General features: G+C 42.0%; 19 protein-coding genes. 10 read left to right on the top strand and 9 right to left on the bottom strand.

The genetic code is table 11. The features are described from left to right. The first annotated feature begins 73 nt into the window (after nt 1-73). The 4 genes from rpsB (at nt 74) to recG (ending at nt 5,740) form a co-directional block, all read left to right on the top strand. Nucleotides 74-868, top strand: coding sequence for a 30S ribosomal protein S2 (gene rpsB / locus RMY64_RS04015; RefSeq protein WP_190913288.1), 795 nt, complete (start codon nt 74-76; stop codon nt 866-868). A gap of 238 nt (nt 869-1,106) precedes the next feature. Beyond that, entirely contained in the window at nt 1,107-2,051 is a 945-nt protein-coding gene (gene tsf, locus RMY64_RS04010; protein WP_322699370.1) for a translation elongation factor Ts, read from the top strand. A 234-nt stretch (nt 2,052-2,285) separates the two neighbouring features. Further along, nucleotides 2,286-3,146: a hypothetical protein gene (locus tag RMY64_RS04005; protein ID WP_322687596.1), complete on the top strand. Its 861-nt coding sequence runs from the start codon at nt 2,286-2,288 to the stop codon at nt 3,144-3,146. 98 nt (nt 3,147-3,244) lie between these two features. Then, nucleotides 3,245-5,740, top strand: coding sequence for an ATP-dependent DNA helicase RecG (gene recG, locus RMY64_RS04000; RefSeq protein ID WP_322699369.1), 2,496 nt, complete (start codon nt 3,245-3,247; stop codon nt 5,738-5,740). Nucleotides 5,741-6,176: 436 nt separating this feature from the next. Here the strand turns inward: recG and RMY64_RS03995 are convergent, their stop codons facing one another. Beyond that, the gene (locus RMY64_RS03995) at nt 6,177-7,130 is read right to left on the bottom strand and encodes a glycosyltransferase family 2 protein (protein ID WP_322699368.1); all 954 of its coding nucleotides are present in this window, start codon (nt 7,128-7,130) and stop codon (nt 6,177-6,179) included. 266 nt (nt 7,131-7,396) lie between these two features. Between RMY64_RS03995 and RMY64_RS03990 the strand changes: the two genes are divergently transcribed. After that, nucleotides 7,397-9,736 carry a PhoX family phosphatase gene (locus tag RMY64_RS03990; RefSeq protein WP_322699367.1) on the top strand — a complete coding sequence of 780 codons (2,340 nt, stop codon included), beginning with the start codon at nt 7,397-7,399 and terminating at the stop codon, nt 9,734-9,736. 478 nt (nt 9,737-10,214) lie between these two features. Here RMY64_RS03990 and RMY64_RS03985 read toward each other — a convergent pair whose 3' ends face one another. Further along, entirely contained in the window at nt 10,215-10,475 is a 261-nt protein-coding gene (locus RMY64_RS03985) for a hypothetical protein (RefSeq protein WP_322672580.1), read from the bottom strand. Between the two features lie 483 nt (nt 10,476-10,958). Between RMY64_RS03985 and RMY64_RS03980 the strand changes: the two genes are divergently transcribed. Continuing rightward, on the top strand, nt 10,959-13,028 hold the full coding sequence (locus tag RMY64_RS03980) for a tetratricopeptide repeat protein (protein WP_322699366.1): 2,070 nt from the start codon (nt 10,959-10,961) through the stop codon (nt 13,026-13,028). 39 nt (nt 13,029-13,067) lie between these two features. Here RMY64_RS03980 and RMY64_RS03975 read toward each other — a convergent pair whose 3' ends face one another. The 4 genes from RMY64_RS03975 to RMY64_RS03960 form a co-directional block, all read right to left on the bottom strand. Further along, entirely contained in the window at nt 13,068-13,895 is an 828-nt protein-coding gene (locus tag RMY64_RS03975) for a hypothetical protein (protein ID WP_322699365.1), read from the bottom strand. A 119-nt stretch (nt 13,896-14,014) separates the two neighbouring features. Next, entirely contained in the window at nt 14,015-15,607 is a 1,593-nt protein-coding gene (locus RMY64_RS03970; RefSeq protein ID WP_322699364.1) for a DUF1565 domain-containing protein, read from the bottom strand. A 406-nt stretch (nt 15,608-16,013) separates the two neighbouring features. After that, a complete protein-coding gene (locus tag RMY64_RS03965; protein WP_322672576.1) occupies nt 16,014-16,550 on the bottom strand; it encodes a pentapeptide repeat-containing protein in 537 nt (178 codons plus the stop codon). Between the two features lie 878 nt (nt 16,551-17,428). After that, nucleotides 17,429-18,823, bottom strand: coding sequence for a TldD/PmbA family protein (locus RMY64_RS03960; protein ID WP_322699363.1), 1,395 nt, complete (start codon nt 18,821-18,823; stop codon nt 17,429-17,431). 360 nt (nt 18,824-19,183) lie between these two features. Between RMY64_RS03960 and RMY64_RS03955 the strand changes: the two genes are divergently transcribed. Together RMY64_RS03955 and rpsU are read left to right on the top strand one after the other, a co-directional pair. After that, entirely contained in the window at nt 19,184-19,501 is a 318-nt protein-coding gene (locus RMY64_RS03955; protein ID WP_322672574.1) for an RNA-binding protein, read from the top strand. Between the two features lie 120 nt (nt 19,502-19,621). Next, on the top strand, nt 19,622-19,813 hold the full coding sequence (gene rpsU, locus RMY64_RS03950; protein WP_322672573.1) for a 30S ribosomal protein S21: 192 nt from the start codon (nt 19,622-19,624) through the stop codon (nt 19,811-19,813). Between the two features lie 358 nt (nt 19,814-20,171). Here the strand turns inward: rpsU and RMY64_RS03945 are convergent, their stop codons facing one another. The 3 genes from RMY64_RS03945 to RMY64_RS03935 form a co-directional block, all read right to left on the bottom strand. Beyond that, nucleotides 20,172-21,107 (bottom strand): hypothetical protein, encoded by a 936-nt coding sequence (locus RMY64_RS03945; protein ID WP_322672572.1) that lies wholly within the window; start codon nt 21,105-21,107, stop codon nt 20,172-20,174. Between the two features lie 61 nt (nt 21,108-21,168). Beyond that, complete coding sequence (locus RMY64_RS03940) at nt 21,169-22,653, bottom strand: galactose oxidase-like domain-containing protein (protein WP_322672571.1); 1,485 nt, start codon at nt 22,651-22,653, stop codon at nt 21,169-21,171. A 465-nt stretch (nt 22,654-23,118) separates the two neighbouring features. After that, nucleotides 23,119-25,404: an amylo-alpha-1,6-glucosidase gene (locus RMY64_RS03935; RefSeq protein WP_322699362.1), complete on the bottom strand. Its 2,286-nt coding sequence runs from the start codon at nt 25,402-25,404 to the stop codon at nt 23,119-23,121. A 131-nt stretch (nt 25,405-25,535) separates the two neighbouring features. Between RMY64_RS03935 and RMY64_RS03930 the strand changes: the two genes are divergently transcribed. Further along, nucleotides 25,536-26,147, top strand: coding sequence for a peroxiredoxin (locus RMY64_RS03930; RefSeq protein ID WP_322687605.1), 612 nt, complete (start codon nt 25,536-25,538; stop codon nt 26,145-26,147). Nucleotides 26,148-26,304: 157 nt separating this feature from the next. Beyond that, the gene (locus tag RMY64_RS03925) at nt 26,305-26,841 is read left to right on the top strand and encodes a peroxiredoxin (protein WP_322672569.1); all 537 of its coding nucleotides are present in this window, start codon (nt 26,305-26,307) and stop codon (nt 26,839-26,841) included. Nucleotides 26,842-26,924: the final 83 nt, after the last annotated feature.

Here is a 26,924-nt window from a genome sequence, read left to right as displayed (position 1 = left end):
AAGAATTCGGGTGTTTCCCGATTGGGAAATACACTTGGATGGAGGTTTAACCCGAATCGGAGTTGAAAATTATATGCCAGTAGTTTCATTGGCTCAAATGATGGAGTCAGGGGTTCACTTTGGGCATCAGACCCGGCGTTGGAACCCAAAAATGTCTCCTTACATTTATACTTCCCGCAATGGCGTGCATATTATCGACTTGGTGCAAACTGCCCAGTTGATGGATAATGCTTACAACTACATGCGATCGCACGCAGAACAAGGGAAGAAATTTCTTTTTGTCGGCACCAAGCGTCAAGCAGCTGGAATTATTGCCCAAGAAGCTAGCCGTTGTGGTTCTCACTACATTAACCAACGCTGGTTGGGCGGAATGTTGACCAACTGGGCAACCATTAAAACACGGGTTGACCGTTTGAAAGATTTAGAACGCCGTGAAGAAACTGGCGCACTAGATTTATTGCCGAAAAAAGAAGCATCAATGCTACGTCGGGAAATGACGAAGCTTCAGAAATACTTAGGCGGCATTAAAACAATGCGGAAAGTGCCCGATATTGTGGTAATCGTAGACCAACGCCGGGAATATAACGCAGTTCAAGAATGCCAAAAGCTGAATATTCCCATTGTGTCCATGTTGGATACAAACTGTGACCCCGATGTAGTAGATATCCCCATCCCAGCAAACGACGATGCTATCAGGTCAATTAAACTGATAGTCGGAAAATTGGCAGATGCCATTTATGAAGGTCGTCATGGTCAGCTGGATGTTGAAGATGATTACGAAGATTACGACGGTAGTGAGTATGACGATGACTACGAAGAAACCGAATATACTGATGCCGTAATTCCCGACGAGGAAACAGAAGAATAGTGCTGAGTCAAGAGTGCTAAGTCCTGAGTAAGATAGAAAGACTCAGCAAATTGAATAGTGCTGAGTCTTGATTTTTGAAGTTGTAAGTTGTGATTTGTCAATGAAGAATAAAATTGATAACTGAACACTCAAAACTCAGCACGGGCTAAACGCCGAGCTAACGCTAACAAAACTCAGTACTCAGTACTAAATTAGGTGAGTGATTACAACTCGAGGTCAAGTTAGGAATTGAGGGAACATGGCGGAAATATCTGCAAAACTCGTCCAAGAGCTACGCCAAAAAACTGGTGCTGGCATGATGGACTGCAAAAAGGCGCTGATAGAGACTGATGGCAATATAGAAGAAGCCATAGACTGGCTACGGAAAAAGGGCATCTCTAAAGCGGGGGGAAAAAGCGATCGCATTGCGGCGGAAGGTCTAGTAGACACTTACATTCAGCCCGAAGGTCGAGTGGGTGTACTCATAGAAGTCAACTGCCAAACCGACTTTGTTGCTCGTAACGAGGCTTTTAAAGCTTTAGTTAAGAATCTAGCAAAGCAAGCAGCGACAGCTGATAGTGTTGAGTCTTTGCTGGCTCAACCCTATATTGATAATGAAAGTGCGACTGTAGAAGAATTTATCAAGCAAACCATTGCCACCCTTGGTGAAAACATCCAAGTGCGCCGCTTTGTTAATTTTGCAATAGCAGAAGGCACACAAGGTGTAGTAGACAGCTACATTCACACTGGCGGTCGAGTTGGTGTATTAGTAGAACTGGGTTCCCAAACTGAATCAGTGGCTACTAATTCAGAGTTCCAAACCTTGGCACGGAACACTGCAATGCAAGTTGCGGCTTGTCCCAATGTCGAGTATGTGAGCGTAGACCAAATCCCCGCCGAAATTGCCCAAAAGGAAAAAGACATTGAAATGGGCAAGGATGATTTGGCGAACAAGCCTGAAAACATCAAAGAAAAGATTGTTCAGGGACGGATTGAAAAACGCCTGAAAGAATTGACTTTGCTCGATCAGCCTTACATTCGCGATCAGAGTATTTCCGTGGAAGACTTGATAAAGCAAGTGAAGGCACAATTAGGCGAAGAGATTCAAGTGACTCGCTTTGTCCGTTATATATTGGGCGAAGGCATTGAAAAGCAAGAAATCAGCTTTGCTGATGAAGTCGCTGCACAAATGGGCACCAAGTAATATTAGTCATTGCTCATTGGTCATTAGTTATTAGTCTTTACCAAGGACAAATGACGAATGACTAATGATTCTTTAAAAAGCAGGTCAGGTTATTTGCTTGGCCTGTCTTTTATTTAGTAAAAGACGTGAAATATCGCATTTAATTTAAAATATAAAATTCTCTGAAAAGTTCTCCTAAAATAAGTTTGTACATTTGTACTATGTAATGGTTCAGATGGGCAAGAGCGAAAAAATATGGCAAGAGCAATCGAGCGAATTGAGCAGGATATTGCAGCACTCCAAGAAGCGATCCGGGCGATCGCGATCGAACTACAAAGCGCTTATGCTAGTTATCTAAATACCTTGGGGCTAGCTGTACGCAAACAGTTGATTCTCGCGAGTTACCACCTCTGTACCCAAGGATATCCCGAAAACTTTTTGCATTTGTCATTGAATCAGCGCCAACAATTGCAACAAGCCATCCGCAAGTTGGGTGAACTCGCAGCTGAACAATTGCTCATTTATCTTACAAGTGAAGAATCAGGGGAAGATGAGGGAGATGAGATGGATGAGGAAGATGAGGGAGACGATATGGATGAGGAAGTAACACCCTCTTCATCTTCACTATTTCTTGACACTTCTAATTCTCAGTATCTCACTGCCAACACCTCCGATCCTATAGAACTGGCAAGATGGCAACAGAAATTAGAAGAGGTTGCGCAAGATATACTGAAAAAACTTTCGCATGATGCTAATCTTTTGTTACAAAAAGCTGGAGTATTGCCGAAAAAATTACCAGAACCGATTTTAGCAGCAGCGGCGGCAGCATCAGAAGCATCTGCTGAGGTCATGCCAGGGCCACCCAATTTATTAAACTTAGTAATTGAAATTGAAAATGAGCAACAGTCAGAAGATTCTGGACTGACTCAAATTATGGCTATTAACCTGCGGCTAGGAGAAATTGAATTTGCTGATGTGACACTTTCCTCCGATCGCAAGCGAATCCGCAGTATTTTAGTTCAGCTAAACAAACTAGGACGAGAGTATAAAAAAAGGTATAAAGAAAAAGCGATCGCTGAAGCTGAAGCTGCATGGCGCGCTAGTTGGTTTGAATAAAGTTATGAGTTATGAATTATGAGTTATGAGTTATTTATTCTTAACTCCTAACTCCTAACTCCTCACTCCTAACTCCTCACTCCTAACTCTGCTGACCAATGACTAATGAAAAACCAGATTGGATACGATTGCACAAAGCCTTGGCAATAGAAGCTGAACGTGGCTTTACAGACTTGATGGGCAGAGAATACCGTTTCAGTGAATTTCTAAGCTTAACTTTGGGCAAATTCCCAACAGGCTTACCCCACACTGAACGCCGCCGTTGGCAAGGATTAGCGGTGCAATTTGCTAGTTATCCACATCTAGCACTGGAAGAAAGGCAGCATTTAGTAGCAGAGACTCGTAGGTATCTTTCCCAACTACAGCAAGAGGATCAGGGGGAGCAGGGGAAGCAGGGGAGCAGGGGAGCAGGGGAGCAAGGGAAAACTTATCAATCCAAAATCCAAAATCCAAAATCTAAAATTATCTCTGAGGTGAGTCGGAGACTTGCACCGAAAATTGAGCAAAAACTCAGTGATTTACCAGAAATAGGTTTTAAAAAAGCTGATAATTTGGCACGGCTTGGTTTACATACCGTCCGCGACTTGCTTTTCTACTATCCTCGTGACCATATTGATTATGCGCGTCAGGTGAATATCCGCGAGTTACAGGCGGGTGAAACGGTGACAATAGTGGCTACAGTGAAGCGTTGCAACTGCTTTACTAGCCCTAAAAATCAGAAATTATCAATTTTAGAATTGGTAGTAAAAGATAACAGCGGTCAAATCAAAATTGGTCGTTTTTACGCAGGTACGCGCTTTAGCAGTCGCGCTTGGCAAGAAAGTTTAAAACGCCGTTATCCAGTAGGTAGCATTCTGGCGGCCTGTGGATTAGTGAAAGAAAGTAAATATGGCTTGACACTGGATAATCCAGAATTAGAGGTTTTGGCAAGTCCAGGAGATACGATTGAGTCGCTAAATATTGGGCGGGTAGTACCAATTTATGGACTAACTGAGGGCGTAGTGGCGAATACAGTGCGACAGGCGGTAATTGCTGCTTTGCCTGCTGCGGCTAACCTGAAAGACCCTTTGCCAAGTGGTTTGCGGCAGAAGTATGGTTTGATGGAATTGAAAGATGCGATCGCTAATATTCATTTTCCCAGTGATAGCGCCGCCCTACAAGTTGCCCGTCGTCGCCTAGTTTTTGACGAATTTTTCTACCTGCAACTTGGGTTGCTGCAACGTCAACAGCAAGCAAGAGCGATTCAAACCAGCGCTATTCTTGTCCCGCGCGGTCAACTTGTAGAGAAATTTCACGAAATACTGCCTTTTCAACTCACAGGCGCACAGCAACGAGTTCTCAACGACATTCTCAACGATTTACAAAAACCTGTACCAATGAATCGTTTGGTGCAAGGTGATGTCGGTTCTGGTAAAACAGTCGTCGCTGTGTTGGCTATCCTTGCAGCAATTCAATCTGGCTACCAAGCGGCGCTGATGGCTCCCACAGAAGTTTTGGCAGAACAACATTATCGCAAGTTGGTTAGTTGGTTTAACCTCTTGCATTTACCAGTGGAATTACTTACAGGTTCGACTAAAGCTGCTAAACGAAGACAAATACATTCTCAGTTAGGAACTGGTGAATTACCTTTGTTAGTAGGAACCCATGCCTTGATTCAAGACCCTGTAAACTTTCAGCAATTAGGGTTAGTAGTGATAGATGAACAGCATCGCTTTGGGGTAGAACAACGGGCACGTTTGCAGCAAAAAGGCAATCAACCTCATGTGTTAACTATGACAGCAACTCCTATTCCTCGAACCTTAGCACTGACGATACACGGGGATTTGGATGTGAGTCAAATTGATGAGTTACCACCGGGACGGCAAAAGATTCAGACAACAGTATTGTCAGGTCAGCAACGCAACCATGCTTACGACCTGATCCGCCGAGAAATTGTCCAAGGTAGACAAGTTTATGTGGTTTTGCCCTTGGTGGAAGAATCAGAAAAATTAGATTTGCGATCGGCTGTTGACGAGCATCAAAAGCTACAGGAAAGTGTTTTTCCCGACTTTCAAGTGGGGCTGCTGCACGGTCGTATGAGTTCAGCCGAAAAGGATGAATCAATAACCAAATTCCGCGATAACCAAACGCAAATTTTGGTTTCTACTACTGTCGTTGAGGTTGGTGTAGACGTACCTAATGCTACAGTAATGCTCATTGAAAATGCAGAGCGATTTGGACTATCGCAACTGCACCAACTGCGGGGGCGTGTCGGTCGTGGCGCGGCTCAATCTTACTGTCTGTTGATGAGCAGTTCCAGAAGTCCTGATGCTCAACAACGGCTGAAGGTATTGGAACAATCTCAGGATGGCTTTTTCATCTCCGAGATGGATATGCGTTTTCGCGGGCCAGGGCAAGTGCTAGGAACTCGTCAATCTGGAGTGCCAGATTTTACTTTAGCGAGTTTGGTTGATGATGAGGAAGTTTTACTTTTAGCGCGCCAAGCAGCGGAAAAAATAATAGAGATGGATGTTACTTTAGAGCGTTGGTATTTGATGAAAGAAGAGTTGAAGTATCGATATGAGCGATTGATGGGTGGAGCGATTTTGACATAATATATTTTAATATCTATAAGCAGATAAAAAATCAAAGAATTAAAAAATGAAGATTAAAAATTTTATTAATTATCTTCTTGTTATAGAACCATTATTAGACATTATATTTTTATCTATAATTTTTCTTACTCCTATACTTCTTGTTAATTTTATCAATTTCAAGCGGCTTGCAATTTTATTAGGAGGAATATGTTTTCCTGTTGGAGTGATACTTGATGCTTTTTTGAATTGTCTAAAAACTCAACAATTTTGTAACAGTGAAACTTACGAAACTGGGCCGATAATATTTTGTTTCATCTTAGGTTGTATTTATAGCTTCATTTCCCTTATAACTTCTAAGGCAATCAAAGAAATAATGAATAGGAATAATAGATAAAAGAAATAAGATGCGTTTTCTCTGATTCCCTGTTCCCTATCACCTATTCTCTATTTTTAATCACGATGGTTGCTGCATTTGAGCATAGGCTTCATAGACACCCTTAACGTTATACCAGTTGAGAAAAATTCGGGCAATTTCTAAAGCCAATTGAGGTTTGCCTAAATTAATTAGCCATTGCAACAACGGAGCCATTGTGCGTTCATTCAGCGCACCATTAAGTGACAAAATCCCCCAAAGTAACCGGTGCAGCCAAGTCATTTGAATCATCATTCGCACTTCCCATGTGGGATGCTTTTGATAAAACAAAACTCCCATACGTCCGCGTTGAATTTCTTGGTCAATTAATCGGGGAATTTGCTCTAAGTTAAATGCTGGATGCCAGTGATATCCTACGGCTTCTGGACATTTAATTAGTGTCAAACCTAGTTTTTTCAGCCGCACACCTAATTCTAAATCTTCCCAGCCATAGAGTTGAAAACTAGTATCAAAAAGTCCCGCTTTATCTAGCCAATGTTTAGAAATTGCTACATTTCCCGTAGCAAAAAAAGCTGCTGAAAAATCTGTGACTTTGTAAGGTTCAGCAGTTGGGTTGTTGAAATTGCAAGTATTAATAACTGCACCGTAAGTAAAAAAGCGATCGCTCGCCAATTTCTCTTTCCCCTTTACTAGTGCTTCAGCATGAGCTTGCAGGAAATTCTTCAGCACTACTAAATCGCTATCAATAAAGATAATTGTGTCTCCCTGCGCCTGTTCTACTCCCAAATTTCGAGCCGCAGCTGGGCCAGCATGATCTTGTTGAAACCATCGCACATGGGGAAACTCTTCTTTGTGTGCTGCCAACCACTCCAATGTGCCATCAGTAGAACCATCATCTACCAAGACAATCTCGTAATCAGTAACTGAATTTGGCTGACTTAACTCCTGCAACTCCAAGGCGCGGAGGCACTTTTCTAAAATCGGTTGGCGATTATAAGTCGGTATCACAACGCTGAAAAACACAGTCTCACCCACAACACTATTGATTTATCCATCTCCAGGATAGGACAGATGGGGCGCTGACACTGTTCCTTACTTGATTTGGGCTAAGGAAATAGTAAGAGGTGATAATTTTTAGTTAATTCATTTATAACCTCAGCTTAATCATTTTCAACTAAAGTAAATAATAAAATAATAATCCTTTTATTATTAATAATTTATTAGGTATTTAAAATACCAAAAATTCTTAAAAATTAGAGTTTATTTCTACTATTTTTTCCTGTCACACAGAGGAAAGTTGGATGTCTAAATTAAGTCGGAGAGAACTTTTAATATTTTTTGCTGGCAGTACTGGTGCTGCTATTTTGGGAGACAAACTCCTAAATACTTTTGCTAGAGTTGCAGAAGCAAAAACGCCCAGTATCAGCTTTACACCTGTACGCCTACCACATCCCCTACCAATTTATGAACAACAGAAAAATTTCTTGCCAACAGGAATTGGTCAGGGAGAAGTAGTTAATGCATCTGCGGATATTAAGTTAAGTAGCTATAACGTTATTGATGATGTGGTAGTACCGCCAGAGTACGAACGTTATGTAATTGTCAGTTGGGGCGATCGCGTCTTTCCCAACAAAGATGATTATTTCGGTTATAATAACGATTTTACTGGGTTTATTCCCCTTGGTAAAACTGATAATGTCGGGTATTTATGGGTGAATCATGAATACATTAGTTTTCCATTTTCTAGTTTAGTAGTAGAAGATTCATCCGAGCTGAAAGGACTGCCCGACGCCTTTGAAAAGGTAATTGGTTGGACTTTACCCTCTAGCAAAAATATTGAAGTTGAAGGTGAATTTTTATATAATCAAGGCGGTTCAATTGTTCGTATCTCTCGCCAGAATAAGAATAAACGTTTTGCTGTAGTCAAAGATGCCAAAAATCGCCGCATTCATGGTCTTTCTGGGTTAGGAATCAATAGCCAACGCAATGATGATTACAAAAGTATCACAGCTTGGGGAAGCCGCAACCACCAAAAAGGTGACAAAAATTATTTAATTGGAACTGGCCCGGCTGCAACCCAAGTTTTTAATCTTTCTTCTGATGAATTGGGCAACAAAATGATTGGTACAGCTTTCAACTGTTCTGGCGGTAAAACTCCTTGGGGAACAATTTTATCTGCGGAAGAGAACTTCCAAAATAGCGTTACAGAAGGAGTCAAAGCTAATGGTACTCAGACAGATTATACAGAGAAAACTATCGGCAAGACTTTTGGATTAGTTGGCGAAAAATACGGCTGGATTGTCGAAATTGACCCCAAAAATCCGAAATTTCGCCCCCGCAAACACACTTCCTTGGGTCGTTTTCGCCATGAAAATGTTGCCCTGCGTGTTGAAAAAGGCAAAAAATTGGTTGCTTACTTGGGTGATGACAGACGGGGGGGACACACTTGGAAATTTGTCAGTGCAAACACTATTTCTTCACCAACGAGTAAAACTAACAGTAGTTTATGGGAAAATGGGACTTTGTATGTTGCCCGTTACAATCCAGACGGTACAGGTAAATGGATACCGTTACTTTTAACTACTGCTACCAATCCAATTACGCCGACAGTTCTATCTTCTGTAGAATTTGCTGCGTTGCAGAAAGTACAAAAAGAAGGTCTTTTACCACTACCAAGACGTAATGGCATTGCAGGTGAAACCAAAGATGGTGGTACATTTAAATGCGATCGCACCAACGAAGCAAAAGCACTACCTGATTATCAAAATAAGAAACTCTCTGACTTCTACTCTAGCCAAGGTGCTGTTCTGAGTGATGCCTTTTTAGCTGCAAACTTAGTTGGGGGAACTCCCACAGCGCGTCCCGAAGATATAGAAGTGCATCCAACCACCAAAGAAGTATTCATTGCCTATACTGATGGTGCGCCGGGAAGCGATGGTTATCCTGATTCGCGGATTTTTCAAGTTGCTAAGTTAAGTACAGATGCCAAGGCGACGCAGCAATCAGGAGGACTGTACAAAATTATTGAAGATAGTGCTGATGCCACAGGTTTAACTTTCCGGTGGCAGAGATTTGCCCAAGGCGGCGAAGCCGGTTCAGTTAATGGTGCTGGTTTTGCCAACGTTGATAATCTAGTTTTTGACAATCAGAGAAATGTTTGGGGTGTCACAGATATGTCTACCGGCACTCACAACGGTTTTGATGTAGGTGCTGAAGGTAAGCAAACCAAAATCGATCATACAGTTAGTGGTAATGTTTCTGATTTTACCGGAGTATTCGGTAATAACTGGCTGTTTTATATCCCGACCAGTGGTGCAAATGCCGGACAGGTAATACCATTTGCTCACGGGCCAGTGCGTTGCGAGATGACTGGGCCAAGTTTTGTTGGAAATACACTGATTATTTCAGTACAACATCCTGGTGAAGATTGTCCAATTAACGATGGCACAATGCTAAGTCGCAGCATTGAATTACTAGATTTGAATGGTAGTACATTTAATCAAACTCGAAGTTTACCTCGTGGCAGTAGTTGGCCAAGTAATATCTCAAAAAATGATGGTGGTAAGGAGGAAGCTACAGGTATTCCCCGACCATCTGTAATTGGTATCCGCCCGAAAAATTCTCGCAGTAAGTTTATTTAACAAGACAGCATTTTGAATTAAGTTTTGAACTAAAAAGTTACACGTTGCATCTCTAAAAGATGCAACGTAACTTGTATAAAATTTTTGTAAACTTATTTCAATATTTACAGTAAGTTATGTTTTGAGTTGGGGTGTAGGCGTAGCCCTCACACATAGCAATTCTATCTAAGAGGTTGTTTAAAAGTGGTATGTTGTGATTTTAATCGAATTATTACCCCCCTTAATCCCCCCTTATAAATGCGGGAAACAAAAAAATCCGGTCCCCTCACGCCACTTGCTTCAAGTCGGCAGAGCCGCCCAACGCAGTGGCTCCCCTTTATAAGGGGAGGGTTAGGGTGGGGTAATAATATTTAATACATCAATCATGACTTTTCAAATATCCTCTAAGCTGTGAAAATGAACAAATCACCTTTTCTGCAAAATGCCAAGAAAAGAAAAAGAAGATTTCACATCTAATTTAGGATTGCTATAGTTGCGATCAGGCATGGAGATTTGCTTGTTCCTGCAACCACGGATCTACAGGTTGTCCATCTTTGCGGCGTAATTCAATTTCCACAACCATCACTTCTTTGGAACCAGGAGGTGCAGGTTTTTTATGGAAAATAATGTCATAATCTTCTGGATTGTGTTTACGTTCTTTCAACCATTCCTGTACCTTGGTTGTGGCAAATAATGATTGCCCTTGCTCAAACATTCGGGTAATCTGCAATTGTAGTGTGTAAGGATTTATGCGACCCATTTTCTACCGCCTTTGTTAAGTTAATTTGAGGACAAGTAATCTGCTTACCGGAGATAATCTAATGTTAATGCGAAGTAACCACATCTGACACTTACCATATAGGTATAACTTACAGTTTCAACACCTTGTTATCTGTAAGAACAAAGTCCGAACCTTCTTTGGTGGATGATCTAAGAAAGCGTCTATCATTTTGCAATTTGTCTTCCACTAGTTGAGAAATTACTATTTGTACTGCTTGATTTTCACCATCTTTAGCAGCAGTTACAACTTAATAATGTTATAATAGTACCTCAAAAAAATTGTCACAAACTTAACTGCACTCTACTACTAAAGTTGTACGTACACTAAGGACGAGGAAACGGATTAGTGAAGCATTGCTCAGAATTTTACACTGCCTTTACAACATTTAACTACTTAATTCTGTTATAGATTGGAAAGAGGCACGCCGCTTCAAAAACTGACCAACAGACGCAGATAGTTGTTATGCAGAGCAAAAATCAAGCTGTTTTCGCTTTAATTGTAAAAAGTACGATTGTATTTTTACCCTTATTGTTATTCGTTGGAATCGCCAGTGGACAATCTGCACCATCACCCAACCCAGCACTAACTCCGACTCCGGTGTTATCGAATTCAGAACGGGAAGAGTTAGCACGACTACGAGCAGAAAAACGAATTCAACAGCAAGTCCAGTCTGATTTTAAAAGCACTTTTAACCGCACAACTATTTTACTCGATGTTTGGCTAGTTATACTAAGTCTCTTTCCAGTCGCAGTCATTGCTTTGTTATGGCTGTTGCGACGGGTGATAATCCGGGAAATTGTTGATAGGGCAATGCAACAAGTCCAGGGAATGGAAAAATTACAAAATCAGCTAACCACCGTTAAACAAGAAGCTGAAAATGTTATTCAAGAAGCAAAAAAAATAAATTATGAGTTAGAACAGGAAACGACTGCTTTACAACAAAAAATTAAAAATGAACAAGAAAATGTATCTATTCTGATATCCGATCTAGATTTAGCTAAAGCGCAGGTATTAAGTAGATTAGAAGCGGAACTAAAAAAATCTCAAGAAAATATAAAAAATTTAGAGTCTAAATTTGCTTCGGGGTTATCTAAATTAGAGTTTGATGCTCAACAACAAAAAGATATAGCACTGGAGAATTTAAGAAAATTAGCATCTACGATCGCAGAAGAACTGTCTAAGTTAAAGTTAGGTGTGCATCAACAGCAAGAACTAGCCGTTACTGATTTAGAAATATCAAAGTCTGAGTTCATATCTCAACTTTCTGGATGGCAGTCTGATGCTCAACAGCAAAAAGATATAATTTTTGAAAGCTTAACACAATTACAGTCAGAGTTTGTAGAAAAGTTATCCGAATTACAGGTAGATGCTCAAAAGCAAAAAGAGATTGCCTTTGACAGTTTAACTATATTTGAGCGGGAACTTAAATCTCAATTATCGGAATTACAGGTAGATGCTCAAGAACAAAAAAATAAAATTATTACAAATTTAGAAGTATTGCAGTCAGAATTTAAATTTCAATTATCGGAATTACATGTAGATGCTCAAAAATCCAAAGAGCTACTCATTGAGAATTTAGAAAAATCTGGTTCTGAGTTTAGTTCGCAATTCTCAGAATTACAATGGAATGCCCAACAACAAAAAATTCTCATTTTAGAGAAGTTAGAAAGATTAGAAACTGAATTTGACTCTCAACTCTCTGAGTTACAATTAGATGCCGAAGAAAGAAAGGATCTGATTCTTCAAGAACTATCTGAAATTACGCCGGAATCCATTCTAGAGGTGGTAAATTCTGAAGTTGAAGAAGAAATACAGGAACAGCCGCAACAATCAGAATTCACTGCTGATGAGTATGTAAAACAGGGAGACGATCTGTTTTCTCAAAGACGCTATGAAGATGCGATCGCAGCTTACAACCAAGCAGTTAAAATCCAACCTGATGAACCTGTGAGTTGGTTAAAACGTGGTCTAACTCTGGGAAGATTAAAACGCTACCAAGATGCGATCGCATCTTACGAACGAGCGATTGCGATTCAGCCAGATTATCATCAAGCTTGGTGCGATCGCGGCGTTGCTTTTGGTAACTTACAACAGCATCAGCAAGCCTTTGACTCATTTGATAAAGCTACACAAATTAAACCCGATGATGCCGTTGCCTGGTTTAATCGCGGTCTTTCTCTAGTAGCATTAGAACAATACGAAGAGGCAATCGTCTCTTTTGATAAAGCGCTAGAATTCCAACCCAATTCTCCCAAAATCTGGGATAAACATGGTTATACATTAGTAAGATTAGGACGCGATGATGAAGCGATCGCTAGTTTTAACAAAGCCTTAGAAATTAAGCCAGATTATGCCAGTGCTTATTACAACAAAGCAGCCTGTTACGCACTGCAAAGACAAATTGACCGATCTCTGTTAACTTTACAACAAGCGATTGAACTTAATCCCAGGTATAAAGAAGACGCAGCAAGTGACCTAGATTTTGATGATATTGCCGACGATGAACGCTTTAAGTTGTTAGTTGCAGAATAGAATGTCAATTGTCAATTGTCATTTGTCATTTGTCATTAGTTATTCTCTCCCTGCTCCCTGCTCTTTGCTCCCGTGCTCCTCTGCTCCCCTGCTCCCGTGCTCCTCTGCTCCCCTGCTCTCCACACCTGGGTTATGTTCGCTAGACATGGCCTTGAGTTTAGATGTAAAAGAATCAGAGCGATCGCTTGTTTCGGGGGTAAATTGCCCGATTGGGGCATGAATAGGAGCAGGCGGGAGCAGTTTTGGCTGTCGTTGATGATGGTTTGGTGACGGGAAAGGCACTGGACTTTCTTGTGAAGTTTGCCTCTGGCTGACAGCAGATAATCGCTCAAGGGTTGCCGAAGAGGTAAATTTCCCAGAAAGCGGAGACTTCAAGACAGTTTTATTGTCTCTATCTTCCTGCTTTCCTTCTTCTTCACTCAAAGATGTCTTTGGTTGATAACTTTTCAGTTGGAGAATTGCAGTATTGCTGTGTTGATAGCCGTTGCGAATCTTAGCTGGTGGTAATTGAGGACTTGTCACTTGCTCTACAGTGGGTTTTCTCTTGGCTGGCGGTAAAGCTGGCGCAGCCGATGACGTTAAGTTTTGAGGAAACTTGCTACAAATCATCCGTTCAAATTCCATGTTGAAATGATATGTAGCCTGATCCCGGCGCTGCCAAAATACTAAAATTTGCTGCACAGAAACCGCTTTATAACGACCTTGATATAGTGCCTCAATCACTGCCAAGTGTAGCCAATTAAGGGGGTATTGCGTTTGCCAACGCTCAACTAGCTCATTGGCACTATACCCACCGAGATCGAAACTATAGTTAATTAATAAAGCGATCGCCAAGTTGGCAGAGGTGTCTGGAAGTGTTGTTAACATGAGGCTATTAGCTTTAGGCAATAGGTCTAAGATTTGTCACCCACCGCATATTAGCCTAGCGTGCTTTTAACTACATGGTTTATTTTTCCAAGAGTTGCCGAGCCGATAGGCAGTGTTCCTTATTCTACTTGCCAACTTCTAGAATGCAACCCCACATAGACTGATTTAATCGCAGATGTTCGCCCAATAGCGACTAATGCCTGATAAACCATCGCTGCAACTTCAGCGCGTGTTGCAAAACGTAAAGGTGCAAGTACTTTCGGATCTGGATAGTTGACAACTATTCCCCGTTGTGTAGCACTAGCAACGGCTGTCCGGGCGTAGTCGGGAATGGTATGACGATCGCTATATACTTCTACAACACCGCTATCAATAGCTGGTAATCCCAGTCCGTTTACTAAGGAGACAATCACCTGTAGCCGCTGCACACCTCGATCGGGGCGGAAAGTGCGATCGCTAAATCCGCCAACAAAGCCACCGCTAGCCGCGATTTGGATAGCGCTATAAGCCCAAAAATCCTTGGGTACATCCGTAAAATCAGGTGCGGGGATTTTGGGAAATGGGTTAAAAGCGATCGCAACCATTGCTGCATACTGGGCGCGAGTCATGGGTTTATCTGGCTGATAACTATCATCGGCAAAAGCATGAGTTAAATCCATCCTCGCTAATGCCTGAATAAATGGTTCTGCCCAATGTCCGTTTAGTTCGGGAGAGGCGGGGAAGGGGGGAGGGGGAGACAAGGGGACAAGGGGACAAGGGGGCAAGGGGAGTTTTTGAGGTGGGGATTCTGTCGAGGTATCAGAGAAACTGGTGTTAACCGTTACTCGATTGGTTGGGAGTAATTCTACCATGCCCTTAACTAGAGCAGGATTTAATTGATTACCTACGGAAATTAGCTTTTGTGTAGTGGCATTATATAAATCAAATTCCCTATGATCCCGAAAAATATTATCACCTGGATCTTCGCTATTACCTAAATCTGGGACTGCATTGCCATTGACTAATAAACCACCTTGGGTATTTTTAGTAATCAGATTTTGACGCAGCACAGGTTGGGCATTACGAGAAAGTGCGATCGCTGTGCGATTTTCTGATAACTTGTTATTGGCGATCGTTGGAACGGCAAAGTCACTAATTGCTATACCTAAAAGGTTTCTTTGAAATACATTCTGTTGTACTTCTCCCTGGCTATGACCTGCCATTACTAACCCGCTAGCAGTATTTTGTACAAATATGTTATCTAAAATTGCGGGTTTGGCAGTACCAGTGGTAAACACACCTTCCCGCCCACAGTTGCTCAAAGTATTGTTACTTAAAGTAGGTGCAGCCGATTCAATCCAGATACCAGTACCTTTAACTGAGGGATTGGTGACAGTTACACCTAAAAGACTGGCATTATCTACCAAGAGCAGCGTAATATTTTGTATACCAAAACTGGGACTTTGATACTCACCACTCCCGGAAATTACAATCCCTACACCTTTGTTAGCTTCATTACCTACCACTGTCACTCCTCCAGGTATGATTAGTGGAAACACCTCACCACTAGCGGCGTTGTAAGTCCCCGACTCCAGATAAATTATTGTCGGGATTTTGGTTACTTTTAAAGCACGGGTGAGGCTTTTAAATGGACTCAACCGTGAACCAGTATTGCTATCATTCCCTGTCATAGGGTTGACATAGAGTGTGACGATGAGGGTAGAGTTCACCATTGATAGTTGAGAGTCAATTGTTTTAATTATGACAATCGTAAATAACACTACTTGTAGCAAACTTTTTCACAGTAATATCCTTGTGTATAAAAAATATATCCATCTGACTTTTTCTGGCAAGCAGATCGTGTGTACACACAAGTTATAGACTTCCAAATAAAAAAATATCCAACTATTTATTGTGGGGTGGGCGTCTCGCCCGCCCAGTAACCAAAGGCGTGCAAGATGCCCGCCCCACAAGATTGGATAATTTATTTCTTGGAAGTCCCTTATAGACTTTTATGCAATATTCCAAGTTCTCATCTCGATGGTATTGTCAGCTGCAACAAAGGCATTGTCAGTTAAAACAATGCCTTTGCAACTCAAAAAGACTGGTGTGTAAACTGTAGCGCCTGTGCAGAGAAGATTAAGGGATGACATTATCATCCAGAATAGTTCCTTCTATATTGGCTCCAGACAAATTTGCTCCGCTCAAATTTGTCTGGTTTAAATCTGCTTGAGTGAGATTTGCCTGGGATAAGTCAGCTACAGTTAAATCTGCACCACTTAAATCCGCTCCATCTAGATTTGCTGCTATCAAGTTTGCTTCTTGCAAATCCGCCTCACTCAATTTAGTTTCAATCAATTTAGCAACCGTCAAATCAGCGTGACTCAAATTAGCTCCATCCAAAATCGCTCCATCCAAAATCGCTCCATCCAAAATAGCTTTGCTTAAGTTGCTATTACTGAGATCCGCATTGCTCAAATCTGCTCCATTTAAATCTGCTTCAATCAAACTAGCGTTGGTTAAATTAGCGTGACTCAGATTAGCTCCATCTAAAATTGCTCGATCTAAAATTACGCCACTGAGATTGGCTTCTCTTAAATTGGCCTCGCTCAAGTTGACGCCAGTAAAGTCTCTGACACCTGCGGCATAGTTTTTCAGGAGTTGATCTGCTTTCATATCTGTCGCTGTGCTAAGGAACGTTTAACTAATTCGTAATTCGTAATTCGTAATTCGTAATTTTTGAATGTAATTAGCTTTTATATATACGTGGCTTTATTTCAGTTTGGGTGTTTAAATAAGTGTCTGAAATAGTCTTTAATTACGAATTACGTTAGCGCAGTAGTAGCTAGTCTGCAAGAAATCGATTATGAATAATTTTGGACTATCCAGACTAACACTAAATCCCCAGCACGCGCTACGGAGGATTAGTGTGATGAATCAAACTAGAGTGGATATTGAATCAACTTTGTCTAGACTAGCTATTTTTAACTACTACCGCTACTACCTAGAGTTGTGAATTAATTTCATACTTGGGAGGGATGTTGCTCACCTTAAAAGTTTAAGCATTAACGTGAGTTCGACGAGTGCTATTTTGACCTCTCCCCCAGCCCCTCTCCTACCAGGCTACAGTGTACACACAAGTCTGAAATAGCTTACTCATCTGGGTTTTTGCGTCACTTTTACCCCACCCTAACCCTCCCCTTGCAAAGGGGAGGGAACCGGATCTTTAATCTCCCCCCTTTGCAAGGGGGGATTAAGGGGGGTAAATCCGAGGTTTGCGCTTCATTACCAAGATGTGTGTACACAGAAGCTCCTACCAGGAGAGGGGAGCAAAAAACCCTCCTTACTCGTTACTCCTCCCTCTCCTTACCCAGACGCAACGCGTTCGCCTTTTAGGAGAGGGAGGTTGTCCGGGAGAGGTCTGTCGAACTCACGTTAAGCATTAGTGCAAAGCGATCGCTATACTCAATTGTGGTGTTCGTCTGCTAAAGGTTATGGCAAAACCAATTCCTATTATTTTGCAGATTATAATTCTTACGACTGAAGCAGATAGTTCATGTTTCCCCACCAACCACTACATCTCGAATTCGGAGGCTAGGGCCACCACAACCCACTGATAAGCCATTTTGTCCTCCCTTACCACAACCGCCAGATTCATCCCAATAAAAATCATCACCAAGTCCCTCAATATCCGCTAAAGTTTGGAATACATTTCCCGAAAGCGTCACATCTCGCACAGGTTCAGCAATTTTGCCGTTCCTAATCATCCACGCTTCCCCAGCACTAAAGGTGAACATTTCCCCATTTGTCATCCCACCCAACCAATTACGGGCATAAACTCCTTCTTTGATATCGGTGAATAAGTCTGCAACTGGTGTTTTACCCCGTTCAATCCAAGTATTTGTCATCCGCACAATGGGAGTAAAGTGATAGTTGAGACACCGGGCGTTACCCGTAGGCGCTTCCTCCAATTTGCCAGCAGTTTCACGAGAATGTAAACGTCCCACTAAAACTCCATCTTTAATTAGTTGAGTAGTAGTAGCTGGTGTGCCTTCATCGTCGTAAAAATAGCTACCGCGATGTCCCTCTGGAGCCGCACCATCAAAAATTTGCAGTTCTTCTGGGCCAAACCGCCGTCCGATGGTCATAACTTCCAGCAGATCGGGGTTTTCGTAAGCCATATCAGCCTCAGAAAGATGTCCGAAGGCTTCGTGGACAAATAAACCCGTGAGAATTGGGTCAATGACTACAGTGTAAGTATTGCCTTTGACCGGTGGTAGAGATAAAGCGGCGATCGCTCTTTGAGCAGCATCTTTTACCTGTTCATCCAAACTAGTTAAATCTTCGTAAGCTTTGCGAGAGCCAGTAGTTTCCCGTCCAGTTTGTACGGTTTCGCCATTTCTGGCGGTGGCGGCAAAGCGCATTTCCATATCCACCCAAGATTGCTCGATCGAAGTACCTTCAGAAGTAGCAATGATTACTTTTTGGGCACTATCACCGTAACGCACCGAGGTAGTGGTAATTCGGCGATCGACGCTTTTAAGCAATTGCGCATAGCGATCGCACAATTGTTTTTTCTGCGAGAGTGGGATATTTCGGGGATCGGTACCTTTTAGGGGTAGAGTGCATACTGCTTGCACTGGGTCAATGGGTGCAAGTAAAGTTTCTTCATTACCAACCATCCGCGCAGCTGCGATCGCTTCTTCTATGCGATCTTCGATTGTTGCCAGTTGGTTAAAGCAGCTCAACCCCCATCCGCCTTTATAACAAGCGCGAATATGTCCACCAATGGAGATGCCTTCACTGAGAGTTTCTACCTTGTCGCCACGCAACAAGATATCAGTCCCTTCTGCTTCTTCAAGGCGAATCATTAGATAATCTACACGCTTAGAGTAGCGGGCGATCAGGTCAGAAAGTAAATTTTGTGCGTCAGTAAGTGTAGTCGGCATTTCCAATTAGTAACAATGACGAACTGCATTTATTTTGCAATTATTTGGGGAATTTCTGCTAATCAATTATTATGAGGAGACTGGGTACTGAGGGAGATGAGGCAGTGGAAAAGCAGAAAAGAAATTGCAGTAAGTTTTTCCTCCGTACCCCTTTGCACCTCTGCTTCTTGTGCCTAATCTCCAATCCCCAATCTTGAGTTACGGTGGGTAAGAACTCAATGATGTGCTAAGATAATCAAGTGAGAATAAAATTCGGTTACATTCTTTGTTTTTAGTATTGACAGGCTTTTTCCTTTTGGTCTTAACAAACTTGCCTCCGAAATCTAAATCTCTACACACCTATGATTTTGGAGATAATGCATGTCAATTTATGTAGGTAATCTATCCTACGAGGTCACACAAGAAGACCTCAATTCTGTTTTTGCCGAACACGGTACTGTAAAACGGGTTCAGTTACCTACTGACCGTGAAACAGGACGGCCACGCGGCTTTGCCTTTGTAGAGATGGGCACAGAAGCAGAAGAAACAGCTGCCATTGATGCTCTTGATGGAGCTGAATGGATGGGACGCGATCTCAAAGTGAATAAAGCGAAACCAAAGGAAGATAGAGGTGGTTCTTTTGGTGGTGGCGATCGTCGCGGTGGCGGTGGCGGTGGATACAATAGATCGCGCTACTAAGCTTTAAGATCAAAAATTAAGTTTTAACGTCTAAAGGGCAGAATCATTATCTGCCCTTTTTGCGCTCCGGTCTACTGGATGGCTTTAATTGCCCAGTACCAATTAAGTAGGAGATGATAAATGACCCAAGTATTTGTGGGCGAAAATGAAGGAATTGAGTCAGCTTTACGTCGATTTAAGAGGGAAGTCTCCAAAGCAGGCATTTTTCCAGACATGAGAAAGAATCGTCACTTTGAAACACCTTTGGAAAAACACAAACGCAAAGAAGTCGCAAGACACAAACAACGCAAGAGAAATTTCCGTCCTAATTAATAATTAGCGATACCTCCGGTTAGCGTAGCTAACCCACTCTCTCATTAGATTCTTAGCTGTCGAAAAGGCGATCGCTGTACTCCAAAGGAGAATCTAATGAGCAAGTTTTGAACTTCGGCAACCTTTCCTGATATCAGCTATCTATCAAAATCATTATAAATTTGTTGGAGTTACTGCTGTTTTATATTAATCAGAATTTCCAGGGTTAACTAATTAGAAAATCAGTCAAAAATATTCTTAATAATAAGCTGTACCCAATACTGCTTGGTTAAAGGGAAAAGGAGTGGAAGGCAAGATATATAAGGTTTTTTCCCTTTTAACCCTTTCCCTTTCCCCCAAAACCAGACATCAATTTCTTCTAAGCACGAGCACGTGTAATCTGAGCACTATCAAAGTCTTGTAGCCGAGTCATAGTTCCACTGTTCTTATCAACAATAAACACAGCATTAGGAGTCTCATATCTCATAGCTCCAAAGGCGAGGAGTTGACCTGTTGCAGAGCAAACTAAGCTTTGTAAGCCATTATTCCATGCTTGACCATTAAGTTTCAATTGTCCTAGTCTGATAGGCTTTTTTTGATTTGGATCTACCTGTACCAGAGTTGTCTCACCATACTCACCAACTACAGAGCTATAAAGTATTCCATCTGGACACTCAGCTAGATTGCTGATCCGCTCATCCTCCAGGAATTTAACCTTACTAATAAAACTTATCTCTCCTGTTTGAAGGTCAATATCTACCAATTTGATTGGTGGTGTCCCGTTCTTCTTACCTACTAAACCAATGAGCCGCCCATCGTTAGTACCTAGCAAGCTTCCAAGCTGTTGATTTGGTTTAAGTCCTGAGAGTATCAAAGTTCTTACAGGCGTACCCAAAAATGTAATACGAGTAAATGTCGCCTGTCTCCGACTAATCGCAACCGGAGTAATGGCTACAACAAGTGTGCCATCGCTTAAAGAGGTAAAACCACTCAATATCTCATTAGGCTCTAATAGAGGTGTACTTTTATCCGTAAGTACCTGAGCCTTTCCTGTCATTAAGGATTGCAAAACTAGTCCTACAGGCTTAATATCTGTGCTTACACTGTTTAGGGCAGTGTTCTCTACTAATTCAGTGGTGTTTACCTCTGTAATAGCCGTTTGGTCAATAGTAACGATCGGGCTAGAACCTATACCGACAATATTTACACTTGGTGTTTCTGCCAAGGCTTTCTTGGTTAGATAACTCAGTCCAGATACTACAGTTCCAGCAAGTGCCAACTGTCCAAACCGTCGACGTGATAGCTTGTAATTCATATTTTCCTTCCTAGAATTAATGACTTTTATTAGGTAGCGGTGCGAACATAAACAGATAAGGCTAATATATTTGCGTCCAGGTTGCTACTGAGGGTGTTCCATTGTTGTCACTAATAAAAAGCATGTACCAGCCCGGTGGTGCGATATTTCGATTGTTTATGACCGTGACCTTAACAGAAGTAGCGTTTCTAGAAATAATGGGTGCATCGACTAACCTTTGTTCTGTATCGCAAGAATGGGTAGTTGCCATTGGTCTAATAAAACTAACCCATTTAATATTCGCAGCTTGGGGTGTCTGAATCGTAAATTGCTGCCCGTAGGTCACTGTTTGAGGAGCGCTCCGAATAACTGGACGCGATCGCGACATATACGCAGGACTGTAGATTTCTAATCGCAGTTCATTGACCGTCCGTTGAGGGTTCCCTCCAGCTGCTGCGACCCTACCATCTGGTAGCAGCAAGGCCACCGAGTGATATACGCGGGGAACAGTTTGTTTAGCTACTACTGTCCAGGTATTTGTCGCTGGATTGTAGATTTCTGCTGGCAGCATTGCTTGTGTTGTGTCCTCATTCATTTTGCTACCATTGCAAACAAACACTGTGCGATCGGGCAACAAAACTGCACTGTGATGCATCCTGGCATAGTTTAACGGCTTTGCTGCTACGTAAGTTGGATTACTAGCTTTTAAATCGACAATATTTACCCTCTTGGTTGCTGTTTTACCACTACCTCCACCAAGAATCATCACCTTTTGATCTTGTGCAGGTGGTAAAAGCACACTGGCAGCTTGATCGCCAAAAGCTATGTCTTGCAGCCCTGTCACCACTTTTTCTGTAATGGATTGTGTAAATGTCTCTGGCAGGGTTAATATCCTTGGTGTCACTCCAGTAACACCCATCTGAGCACCTGAATAAAAGATTTTACCACTACTTAGTAAAAACAGATGTGCGTATGCCGGTAAGGCACTAGTTGTTGGAAAAGCGTTCCAACCATTTGGAAAGAAAGCAGAATAAATTTCTGGTTGTCTATTGAGCTTGCCATCTTTATCCGGCCCAGACACTGCTAAGACTCGACCGCTGCCTAGTGTTAACACAGTAGGATACCAGCGACCATTATTCATTGATAATATCTTGACCCATTTCTCAGCAATGGGATCGAACATCAGAGCATAGGGTGAACCATAAAATGGGTCATAGCGCAAAGTTCCACCTGCAACTAATAACTGACCATCAGGCCGGAAGGAGTGACCAGCGCAAAAAAGATCCATAGGTTGATTGTTACTATCCAATGGAGGCGCTTGACGGGAAAAGGTTCCCTTGTTTATATCCCAGACCACACTGTCATAGGGAGTATTTAACCGATTGGGATCGTTACCTGAGCCACAGAAAAAGAATATTTTACCAGTACGAAGTAGAGCCGCATGTATAGGTAGGATTGGAGCCTTGTACGACAATACTTGCCATTTATCTGTAGTAGTAGCTAGAGCAATGGAAGCCCCTAAATCTGTTGCCTCTTGGAGGTTAGTGTTGTTATTAGGTTGAGTCACTTTATTTACAAAAATTCCTACGTAAACTTCATTTTTCGTACTTTATTTTATTAATTGATTTCTTGATTTATATCTATACTTCTTTAGGCTTATTTAGCCTTAATATATGATGTTTTTCATAATCAGGAAATGTAAATTCAGCTGTTATCAATAGTAATTGTGCTATTAATCATACATCCTTTAGAGTATGTATATTAAGCCTTAATTACATTCCTACTCTCAATAATACTACATCTCATCCACGAAGTTTTCTTATAGGATATTTTCTCACAAGAGAAAATAAATATCTTTGGTTTTGCGGCCTAAATTGGTGAAATAAACGAAAATCTCTAGTCACTTTTAAATAATTAAATAAATTACTAAAAAGCTTGTATAGTAAGGGTTTTGTAGGTTCCAACTAGCAATATTAATTTGTGAATGTATATTAATCAAGAATAATTATCCAAGACCATCTTTATCCTACAACTATTTTATGTAGCGGATTACTTCAGCAACTGACCAAGCTTGAGCGATCGCTCCTCTGGGTGTGTGAGGTGAATCGCCATCAAAAATCTCAGAAATAGAACCAAGACAAGCATCAAAGAAAAAGTGATCGAGCAAGGGTTGCCAATCAAAAGGCAACGATTGTTGTGGATAAAAACGTTGCCAAGCCCGAATATACGGCCCAATTAGCCAAGTCCAAACAGTGCCTTGATGATAAGCGCGATCGCGTTGCTGTTGATTGCCCTCATATTTTCCTTTATATTCTGGATCTCCTGGATCGAGACTGCGAAGACCATAAGGAGTGAGCAAGCTGGTAGTTGCCAAATCTAATATCTGACACCCTTGCTGTTCGGAAAACCCACAATGGTGTAACGACAGTGCCAAAACGGCATTGGGACGAATTTGAAAATTCCGGCGATCGTCTGGTTCAATAGTATCGTACAGATAACCTAGCTGAGGATTCCAGAATTTTTGCAGTGAGGTTTTCATATGTTGTGCTTGGTTAGCATAACGCTGTGCTTGCTTAGTGAGACGCACTGGTGAGCCATATTCCATTTGGCTCAAGCGCTCTGCCCATTGACTCAGCCAACATAAAGCAGAATACCACAGTGCATTGATTTCCACTGGCTTCCCATAACGGGGTGTGACGGGGTGTGTCCCAATTACCACATCCATCCAGGTGAGAGCTACACCACGAGCATCCCAACTAACTAGTCCGTCGGTAGCATCGACCTGGATATTGAAATGTGTACCACCGACAAACGCTTTATAGATTTGCTGTACTACAGGGAATTGCTCTGCCAAAAAATCCCAGTCTTGGGTAGCTTCTAAATAAAGTCCTAAAGTTTCAATCCACCACAATGCCGCATCAATACTGTTATAAATTGGTTCGCCATTGAGATCGGGAAATGCATTCGCAATCAAACCGTGGCGACAATAATGCCCAAAAGTTCGCAATACTCCTTTTGCGAGGTCAAAACGCTGTGGAACTAATGCCAACCCCGGTAAAGCGATTAATGTATCGCGTCCCCAGTCATTAAACCAGTGATAACCAGCAATAACCGTAGGGCCTGCAATTGAGGCTCGATAGACGATAAAGCGATCGCTTGCTTTGAGTAGTTGTTGCCAGATTGGAAATTGGGCATAAGAGGCAGAGGTGCCAAGGGGAAAAGGGGCAGAGGGGAAAAACTTACTGCAACTTCTCCCCTGCTCCTTTGCCCCTCTGCCCCCCTGCTCCCCTGCCCCTCTACCCCCCTGCTCCCCTGCCCCTCTACCTCCCTCTCTCCATCCAAAAATCTGTGAGAGCCTTTCTTGCTCTGCCTCCACAGCTTCTGCGAAGGTTTTGACGGTGAGAACATCTGGTACTGAGTCGGGAAAACCTACTCGTGCTTCTAAAGTTACCGTATCTCCTGGTTGAAGTGTGACTATCAAGTAACCAGGACTGTGGAGGTCTTCTTTGTCGCCTAATCCCCGTTTTGTCTCCTCAGACAATCTATAATCCCAATACCAAACTGCATCTGGTTGATAATTTCCTTGTGTCCAGCGCAAGTGCCAAGGTATGCCGAAGCGCCCAGAATTGATTGCTTGTAAACAGACTTGCTGTTCCCCTAGCAATTGTGAAAACTGTAATTCTTGACTAGCAATCTGCTGGTGATGAAAGTCACGTTCTGCTATCAACAGTCGCAACCGTAAAATCGCTGTTTCAGTTCCCTCATAGCGATACTGGATTAAAATTCGATGGCAAAATTGGGGATTGGGGACTGGGGACTGGGGACTGGGGACTGGGGACTGGGGACTGGGGACTGGGCATTGGTTATAAATTATTCTTCCCTGCCCCTGCTCCCCTGCCCCCTGCTCCCCTGCTCCCCTGCTCCCCTGCCCCTGTGTCCCTTCGTCCCCAATCCCCAATCCCCAGCCTTCATTCCCCACCAAACCATAGGGCATCACCAATTGTCTGGTTAATTGCCAGTTATCTTGACCCCAAGTCCATTTAGGAACTGGGTTAATATCAAAACAGCGTAGCTGTTCATAGCCTGTTCGCTCAATCTGAGCGTTACCCCAAACATTTGTCCCCAGTGCCACAACGCGCCCTAATATTTCCAAGCTAGCTTCTAGGTGCGAAAACAGCAGAGTCCTTCCAGAAGGTGGGTTTGTGGCGGCAAACAGCCAACCATGATAAGTACGCGTGCGGACATCAGAAACTGTACCGCTGGCAAAACTTCCTAAGCCGTTGGTAAGCAACCATTCTCTTGTATCTAAATCAGACATTTGCTACTCAAAATCGTTATGAGTATGATATAGTCGTAACAGATCGTAATTAAACTGTGAGAGCGTGGATGGGTAAATTTTACTTGACCCAAATTCCAACGCTACTAAACCGATAAAGGAGAATTAGGTTAATGTCCCTTAATTATGGAACCGAAGGAAGCCTCCGCGTTGGTCAACAAGCTCCCGATTTCACAGCAACGGCTGTGGTAGATCAGGAATTTAAGACAATCAAACTTTCCGATTATCGCGGTAAGTATGTCATCCTGTTTTTCTACCCACTAGACTTTACCTTTGTTTGTCCTACTGAAATTACAGCATTTAGCGATCGCTACGAAGAATTCAAGAAAATCAATACTGAAGTCCTTGGGGCTTCGGTTGACAGTGAATTTTCTCACCTCGCTTGGATTCAAACAGATCGTAAGTCTGGTGGCGTTGGCGACCTGAATTATCCTCTAGTCTCCGACATCAAGAAAGAGATCAGCGCCGCTTACAACGTTCTTGACCCAGCAGCAGGCATTGCCTTGCGTGGTCTGTTCATCATCGATAAAGATGGTATTATACAGCACGCCACGATTAACAATCTAGCTTTTGGTCGTAGCGTTGATGAAACCCTGCGGACATTACAAGCAATTCAGTATGTTCAGTCTCACCCTGACGAAGTTTGCCCAGCTGGTTGGCAACCTGGTGATAAGACCATGAATCCTGACCCAGTGAAGTCTAAAGTCTACTTCTCTGCTGTCTAAATTTCGCTAGCTAAAAAACTCTAATCCAGCTTTTTGGAGTTGAAAGCAAAATCAATGAAAACCACAGATAAACAGAGATACACATTAAACAATGTCAACCTCCGTAAATATCTGTGGTTTTTTCTAAAATAGTATTTAAATAACCAAGGTTAAAAATATGTTGACTTCAACTGACTTTAGTGGCTTATTAAATGAGCGATTCTTCCGTAATTTTTTACCAGTTCCAGCTAGTAATCAACTCAGATTGGGAGTAGGAACACCTGACTTTCAATTGCCAGATATTACCAACGGAACTTTAGTAAAGTTGTCTGATTATAAAGGCAAACAACCAGTTTTACTTGCTTTTACTCGCATTTTTACCGAAAAGCAATATTGCCCTCTTTGTTTTCCTCACATCAAAGCCTTGAATAAAAACTACGAGCAATTCAAAAATCGCGGTATAGAAGTTTTAATGATTACTAGTACCGATGAAAGGCAAAGTCAAATAGTTGTCAAAGATTTAGGCTTAAAAATGCCACTTTTGAGCGATCCTAGTTGTCGAGTATTTCGTACATATCAAGCAGGGCAGGCACTGGGAGCGCCTTTACCAGCACAGTTTGTATTAGATAAAGAAGGAAAACTGCGCTACTGGCATTTATTTTCTTTTTTGGATCGTAATGCTAGTGTTGAGACATTGTTAGAACAATTTAATTGACTATAAATATTCAAAATAAATTGCGTTTAATGTTGAAAACTAGCTATTAGGAATTGGAACTCTTAAGATTTGAATGGTAATTT

Origin of the sequence: Nostoc sp. DedQUE08, from assembly GCF_034530895.1 — a bacterium.
Taxonomy (GTDB): Bacteria; Cyanobacteriota; Cyanobacteriia; order Cyanobacteriales; family Nostocaceae; genus Nostoc.
The sequence above is the reverse complement of the archived record's forward strand: the minus strand, read 5'-3'. Positions and strand labels throughout refer to the sequence as shown.

What these genes read in the sequence shown, in the direction of transcription:
- rpsB (WP_190913288.1), top strand. Translation starts at nt 74, where the DNA reads ATGCCAGTAGTTTCATTGGCTCAAATGATGGAGTCAGGGGTTCACTTT.
- tsf (WP_322699370.1), top strand. Translation starts at nt 1,107, where the DNA reads ATGGCGGAAATATCTGCAAAACTCGTCCAAGAGCTACGCCAAAAAACT.
- RMY64_RS04005 (WP_322687596.1), top strand. Translation starts at nt 2,286, where the DNA reads ATGGCAAGAGCAATCGAGCGAATTGAGCAGGATATTGCAGCACTCCAA.
- recG (WP_322699369.1), top strand. Translation starts at nt 3,245, where the DNA reads ATGACTAATGAAAAACCAGATTGGATACGATTGCACAAAGCCTTGGCA.
- RMY64_RS03990 (WP_322699367.1), top strand. Translation starts at nt 7,397, where the DNA reads ATGTCTAAATTAAGTCGGAGAGAACTTTTAATATTTTTTGCTGGCAGT.
- RMY64_RS03985 (WP_322672580.1), bottom strand. Translation starts at nt 10,475, where the DNA reads ATGGGTCGCATAAATCCTTACACACTACAATTGCAGATTACCCGAATG.
- RMY64_RS03980 (WP_322699366.1), top strand. Translation starts at nt 10,959, where the DNA reads ATGCAGAGCAAAAATCAAGCTGTTTTCGCTTTAATTGTAAAAAGTACG.
- RMY64_RS03975 (WP_322699365.1), bottom strand. Translation starts at nt 13,895, where the DNA reads ATGTTAACAACACTTCCAGACACCTCTGCCAACTTGGCGATCGCTTTA.
- RMY64_RS03970 (WP_322699364.1), bottom strand. Translation starts at nt 15,607, where the DNA reads ATGGTGAACTCTACCCTCATCGTCACACTCTATGTCAACCCTATGACA.
- RMY64_RS03965 (WP_322672576.1), bottom strand. Translation starts at nt 16,550, where the DNA reads ATGAAAGCAGATCAACTCCTGAAAAACTATGCCGCAGGTGTCAGAGAC.
- RMY64_RS03960 (WP_322699363.1), bottom strand. Translation starts at nt 18,823, where the DNA reads ATGCCGACTACACTTACTGACGCACAAAATTTACTTTCTGACCTGATC.
- RMY64_RS03955 (WP_322672574.1), top strand. Translation starts at nt 19,184, where the DNA reads ATGTCAATTTATGTAGGTAATCTATCCTACGAGGTCACACAAGAAGAC.
- rpsU (WP_322672573.1), top strand. Translation starts at nt 19,622, where the DNA reads ATGACCCAAGTATTTGTGGGCGAAAATGAAGGAATTGAGTCAGCTTTA.
- RMY64_RS03945 (WP_322672572.1), bottom strand. Translation starts at nt 21,107, where the DNA reads ATGAATTACAAGCTATCACGTCGACGGTTTGGACAGTTGGCACTTGCT.
- RMY64_RS03935 (WP_322699362.1), bottom strand. Translation starts at nt 25,404, where the DNA reads ATGTCTGATTTAGATACAAGAGAATGGTTGCTTACCAACGGCTTAGGA.
- RMY64_RS03930 (WP_322687605.1), top strand. Translation starts at nt 25,536, where the DNA reads ATGTCCCTTAATTATGGAACCGAAGGAAGCCTCCGCGTTGGTCAACAA.
- RMY64_RS03925 (WP_322672569.1), top strand. Translation starts at nt 26,305, where the DNA reads ATGTTGACTTCAACTGACTTTAGTGGCTTATTAAATGAGCGATTCTTC.